This window comes from Citrobacter sp., assembly GCF_050252275.1.
GTDB classification, from domain to species: domain Bacteria; phylum Pseudomonadota; class Gammaproteobacteria; order Enterobacterales; family Enterobacteriaceae; genus Citrobacter_A; species Citrobacter_A amalonaticus.
The window spans coordinates 1-6,216 of sequence record NZ_JBFWLF010000269.1; the positions used below are offsets into that span (position 1 = coordinate 1).

6 protein-coding genes are annotated in these 6,216 nt (G+C 51.4%); all 6 read right to left on the reverse strand.

Going from position 1 to position 6,216, the window contains the following annotated elements:
* The coding region (locus AB7E14_RS18950; RefSeq protein WP_428169794.1) for a 30S ribosomal protein S1 at positions 1 to 927 on the reverse strand (927 nt) is incomplete at its 3' end.
* Between the two features lie 113 nt (positions 928 to 1,040).
* Entirely contained in the window at positions 1,041 to 1,724 is a 684-nt protein-coding gene (cmk, locus tag AB7E14_RS18955) for a (d)CMP kinase (RefSeq protein WP_042320210.1), read from the reverse strand.
* Positions 1,725 to 1,896: 172 nt separating this feature from the next.
* Positions 1,897 to 2,658 (reverse strand): M48 family metallopeptidase, encoded by a 762-nt coding sequence (locus AB7E14_RS18960; RefSeq protein WP_058587863.1) that lies wholly within the window; start codon positions 2,656 to 2,658, stop codon positions 1,897 to 1,899.
* A gap of 143 nt (positions 2,659 to 2,801) precedes the next feature.
* A complete protein-coding gene (gene aroA, locus AB7E14_RS18965) occupies positions 2,802 to 4,085 on the reverse strand; it encodes a 3-phosphoshikimate 1-carboxyvinyltransferase (protein ID WP_316962177.1) in 1,284 nt (427 codons plus the stop codon).
* 72 nt (positions 4,086 to 4,157) lie between these two features.
* Positions 4,158 to 5,246, reverse strand: coding sequence for a 3-phosphoserine/phosphohydroxythreonine transaminase (serC, locus tag AB7E14_RS18970; protein WP_043001195.1), 1,089 nt, complete (start codon positions 5,244 to 5,246; stop codon positions 4,158 to 4,160).
* A gap of 203 nt (positions 5,247 to 5,449) precedes the next feature.
* Positions 5,450 to 6,142, reverse strand: coding sequence for a DUF421 domain-containing protein (locus AB7E14_RS18975; RefSeq protein ID WP_043001196.1), 693 nt, complete (start codon positions 6,140 to 6,142; stop codon positions 5,450 to 5,452).
* Positions 6,143 to 6,216 lie beyond the last annotated feature (74 nt).

The following is a 6,216-nucleotide window of genomic DNA, read 5'->3' on the forward strand; positions in this document are numbered from 1 at the left end:
CATTTCGGAAACGTGAACCAGGCCTTCAACGCCTTCTTCGATTTCAACGAAGCAGCCGTAGTCGGTCAGGTTGGTTACGCGACCGGTCAGTTTAGTACCTTCCGGATAACGCTTAGCGATAGCTACCCACGGATCTTCGCCCAGCTGTTTCAGGCCCAGAGATACACGGGTACGTTCGCGGTCGAACTTCAGCACTTTAACAGTGATTTCGTCGCCAACGTTTACGATTTCGCTCGGATGCTTAACGCGTTTCCATGCCATATCGGTGATGTGCAGCAGGCCGTCAACGCCACCCAGATCAACGAATGCACCGTAGTCAGTGAGGTTCTTAACGATACCTTTAACTTCCATGCCTTCCTGCAGGTTTTCCAGCAGTTGATCGCGCTCTGCGCTGTTTTCGGATTCGATCACGGCACGACGAGAAACAACAACGTTGTTGCGTTTCTGATCCAGCTTGATGACTTTGAATTCAAGCTCTTTGCCTTCCAGGTGCAGCGTATCGCGCACCGGACGAACGTCTACCAGTGAACCTGGCAGGAACGCACGAATACCGTTCAGCTCAACAGTGAAGCCGCCCTTAACTTTGCCGTTGATAACACCGGTAACAGTTTCAGCATCTTCGTAAGCTTTTTCCAGCGTGATCCATGCTTCGTGACGTTTCGCTTTTTCACGAGACAGCAGTGTTTCACCGAAGCCGTCTTCTACTGCATCCAGAGCAACATCAACTTCGTCGCCCACCTGGATTTCCAGTTCGCCAGCCGCGTTTTTGAACTGTTCTGCAGGAATTGCAGATTCAGATTTCAGGCCTGCATCAACCAGAACAACGTCTTTGTCGATAGCAACAACCACACCGCGAACGATGGAACCCGGACGGGTTTCGATTTCTTTTAAGGATTCTTCAAACAGTTGAGCAAAAGATTCAGTCATGTTTAATCTTCAGGTTTCATATTTAACGTCCACCTGGCTCCGTGCCGGATGGGGTTGTTTAACATACCCGCTGTCATTCCATTGCAACGGGGGTACTGCAAATTCGGTCGCTCTTAAGCGAGTGCCAGTTTTTGGCGCGCGTATTGTAGCGCTTTTTCAATCACTTGCTCAATGCTTAATCGTGTGGAATCTAAAACTAAAGCATCAGCAGCGGGAACCAACGGCGCTACAGCACGGTTTCGGTCACGATCGTCACGTTCTTTGATCTCGGCCAAAAGGCGTTCAAAGTTAACACTAAAGCCCTTCTCCTGCAACTGTAGCATACGGCGATGTGCACGTTCTTCTGAGGAGGCGTCAAGGAAAATTTTGACCGGCGCATCCGGGAAAACCACCGTCCCCATATCACGTCCATCAGCGATCAGTCCGGGTGCTTCACGGAAAGCGCGTTGACGACGCAGCAGTGCCTCACGTACGCGAGGGAATGCGGCGACCTGAGAGGCGGCATTGGCGACTTCCTGCGTGCGGATTTCACCGCTGACGTCTTCCCCTTCTAGGATCACTTCCAGATTTCCGTCGGTTGAAACAAAGCGGACATCGAGATGGGTTGCCAGCGGAACCAGCGCGTCTTCCGATGCAACATCAACATGATGATGTAATGCCGCCAGCGCCAGCACGCGATAGATTGCGCCAGAGTCCAACAGATGCCATTGCAATGCTTCCGCCATCGCTTTGCACAAGGTGCCTTTTCCTGCACCGCTTGGGCCATCAATGGTAATTACCGGGGCAATTGCCGTCATCTTTATCTCCTTAAACAGGCGTTCTGTTAACGTAAACGCCGCGCATTATACGCGCCAACGCCCACAATCGTTAATATTGTGTGCAAAAACCGGTTGAGTCTGTCACCAGGTGAAGAATAATTGCGCAATTATAGCGGGCCGGGGAGAAACCAGCCCGAAAGATGACAATGTTTTACTTTTTATCTTCAGCGATACGGTCACGCATATGCTGAGCACGATCAGCTGACGCCGGGTGGGAATCCATCAGGGATTTAGCGTGGCCGGCATCCATTGTGGCTAACTTATCGAATGCACTCACTAGCCCCTGCGTGTTGATGCCACGTTTTTTCATCAGGTCATAGGAGAAGTCATCAGCCTCAGATTCCTGACTACGGGAGAACGCCGAGTTGATCACCCCTTCAGCCAAATCGCCTAACTGCGACTGAGAGAGTTGTGAAGCCACGCCACTGGTGGCAGAAATCGCATCACGCGCGGCCAGGGTAGCATAAGCCGTCTGCATTGCTTTACGGGAATGCCCTAAAGAGACGTGACCTAACTCGTGACCTAATACCCCTTCGATTTCATTATCGGTCATCAGATCCATCAAACCGGAATAAACGCGGACACAGCCGTTCGCCATTGCCCACGCATTGACGTCAGAAGTAATGTAGACCTTATAATCGACCGGAGTACCATCAATATTATTTCCCAGAGCTTTGGCAATCTTACCCAGACGCCTGGTGTATTTACTGCTTTTTCCCGCAAGTTGATTCTGGCTATCCATCTGTTTGCAGGCGTTGCTGGACAACGTTTTGACATCGGCATCGGAAAGCGTGGCTGCTTTATAGGCCGACATGCCCGAACTAGCGAGCATGTCACCATTAACGCCATTTTTACATCCCGCCAGCAGCGCTGCGGATACTGCAATAGTAATCAGGAGTGATTTATTTTTCATGCTAATCTTCCGTTGATATTTATAATAAAACGCATATAAATCAAAATATTAAATCATCAACACGTTAGCATTAGCAGTAACAGGAAAAAAGTACAGATACAGACGATATCGCGCCAGCCAGTTGACCGGCGCGAAGAGAGAAATCAGGCAGGGGTACTGATACGCGCCAACTGTTCGAAATAGTCAGGGAAGGTTTTGGCGGTACATTTCGGGTCAAGGATCGTAACCGGCGTATCAGATAACGCCACCAGCGAGAAACACATCGCCATACGGTGATCGTTATAGGTGCTAATGTCGGCAAACTTCAGGTGTGCCGGCGGCGTGATGCGAATAAAATCATGCCCCTCTTCCACTTCCGCGCCGACTTTGCGCAGTTCGGTCGCCATCGCAAACAGACGGTCAGTTTCTTTCACACGCCAGTTATAAATGTTGCGAAGCGTTGTCGTACCTTTGGCAAACAACGCGGCTGTCGCGATAGTCATGGCGGCATCCGGAATATGGTTCATGTCCATATCGATGGCATTCAGTTCGCCACGGGTACAGGCGATAAAGTCGTCACCCCAGGTGACGGTCGCGCCCATTTTCTCCAGCACATCGGCAAAACGGATATCGCCCTGCATGCTGTTGCGGCCAATCCCGGTCACTTTGACCGTTCCACCTTTAATGGCGCCTGCCGCGAGGAAATAGGAGGCCGATGAAGCATCCCCTTCAACCAGATAATGACCTGGAGAGTGGTACTGCTGACCGCCTTTGATCACAAAGCGCTGATAGCTCTGGTTCTCTATTTCAACACCAAAGGTTTTCATCAGGTTCAGCGTGATATCAATATACGGTTTCGACACCAGATCGCCTTTGATACTTATCACCGTATCCTGGGGTGCCAGAGGCGCGGTCATCAGCAGCGCAGTGAGAAACTGGCTGGAGACGCTGCCGTCAACCTCAACCTGTCCGCCGGTAAATCCGCCACGCAGTCGAAGCGGCGGATAGTTTTCCTGCTCCAGATACTCAATGTTCGCCCCGCCCTGACGCAGCGCATCCACCAGATGACCAATCGGGCGCTCTTTCATACGCGGTTCACCGGTCAGCACAATATCGTTTGCGCCAAGGCACAGTGCGGCGGCCAGCGGTCGCATTGCCGTTCCGGCATTGCCCAGAAACAGCTCTAATGCGCCTTCGGCGTGCAGCGGGCCTGCGTTACCCGTGATTTCACAGCGGGTGCGATCCGCAGAAAGTGTGTAATCAATCCCCAACGCACTCAGGGCATTGAGCATATGGCGAACGTCATCGCTGTCTAACAGGTTGGTCAGCTCTGTGGTGCCATGAGCTAACGCCGCCAGTAACAGCGCGCGGTTTGATACGCTCTTCGAGCCTGGCAGATTAATCGTGCCATCGACCCGTGCGATGGGTTGTAACGTCAGGGATTCCATGAAACTCAACTCTCAAAAGACAGAAATAAAAACCCCACAGACAAGGCTGTGGGGATGAAAAGAGACACCTGATTAGCCGCGACGGCGCTCGAAATCAGTCATGAAATCGGCAAGGGCTTTTACCCCTTCCAGCGGCATCGCGTTATAGATGGAGGCACGCATTCCGCCGACAACGCGGTGGCCTTTCAGCGCGTGCAGGCCCGCAGCAAAAGACTCTTCCAGGAAGAGCTTATCCAGCGCGCTGTCAGCTAACTGGAACGGCACGTTCATACGTGAACGGTTCGCTTTCGCGACATCGTTACGATAGAAGTCACTGTTATCAATCACACCGTACAGCAGTTCTGCTTTTTGCTGATTGATTTTATCCATCGCCGCCACGCCACCATTGGCTTTCAGCCATTTGAACACCAGGCCGGAAAGATACCAGGCGAAGGTCGGCGGCGTATTGAACATCGAGTCATTGTCGTTCAGAACGGAATAATCGAGGATCGACGGACACGCCACATTCGCTTTACCCAGTAAATCTTCGCGTACGATGACGATAGTCAAACCCGCCGGGCCAATGTTCTTCTGTGCGCCCGCATAAATGATGCCATAGCGGGAAACATCCAGCGGTCCGGAGAGAATGGTTGAGGAGAAATCAGCGGTCACCACCACATCGGAACCAAAATTGGGCGTTTCGTTAATTGCGATGCCATCGATGGTTTCGTTCGGGCAGTAATGCAGATACGCTGCATCAGCAGAAGGCTGCCACTCACTCATCGGCTTCACGCCGCGCAGGCCATCGACCGAAACTTTGGCGTCAATCACATTCGGCGTGCAGTATTTTTTCGCTTCTTTGACGGCGCTGGCTGCCCAGTAGCCTGCATCAACGTAGTCTGCCGTGGTTTTGTCGCCCAGAATGTTCAGCGGAATGGCAGAAAACTGGCCGCGACCACCGCCGTGACAAAACAGCACTTTGTAGTTGGAGGGGATATTCAACAGATCGCGAAAATCCTGCTCCGCTTCTTGCGCGACCTGGATGAATTCTTTGCCGCGGTGGCTCACTTCCATGACGGACGTACCAAGACCGTTCCAGTCACAAAGATCCTTTTGAGCCAGTTTAAGCACGTCTGCCGGTAACATTGCCGGACCTGAACTAAAATTGAAGACCTGAGCCATTTCCCCTCACCACGTTGCGTTGTTATTAACCCAATCTCTTTTCGTACATGAACAGAGATTGGGTATAAGTTATTCCTGTGGATATCGGTTTTATCATTCAGTGACACGCGCCGCAATGGCTAAAACAAACTCGAGTAAAAATGAGTGTTCGCTCACACAACAGAATCTTCGGGATTGACGATAAAAGACCGATATTTTTGCTGTCAGACGACCCGTTTTGCCCGACTGGCCTTCGACCATTCTGGATTTTTACACCGCGGGCACGCCTGACGATCGCCGGCTTTCATTGTGATCACTTCACTGCATCGCACACAGGAATACTCTCCCGCTTCAGGAACGACTTTATAACGTTGCGTACAATACTTCGGCAAAATGCTTAAGCCAGGCTTTACCTCACTGTCTTCAAAGAAATAAACGCTGATCTGACCATTCGTTTCAAGGATCGCCAGGCGCACCTGTCCCAGTTGCTCAACGCCATTCAGTCGCAGCTCCATGAAAAACTCGAACTCGGTCATATTTGACTGGTTCAGTTTTTCCCACGCCAGCTCGCCATCTTCAATAATCACGACGGGCTTACCTTCCAGTAAATCTTCCAGTTTTTCACTGCGCGCCATCAGCCACATCACCAGACGGTACAGCAGCGCGAGGGTAATGAAGACCACCAGTACTGGCAACATCGGGACATCATCATAAAAGGCCACGTCACCCGCCGCCGACCCCAGCGTTAAAATAATCAGCACTTCGAAGAGCGACATCTGTCGCACGCCGCGTCGTCCTGTGAGTTTGAGAAACAGATAGACCAGTACGAAGGTATACAGACTGCGTAAAGCCACTTCACCGAGGAATTCCATCGGCACTTTATCGAGTGCCATCCGTTGTAAATCAAACGCTTTCATTTTTATGCTCTTATGGTGGATCACTGCCTACAAGCATAGCCAAAACTTTTATTTGCGCCGCGTCAGTGGCGGCG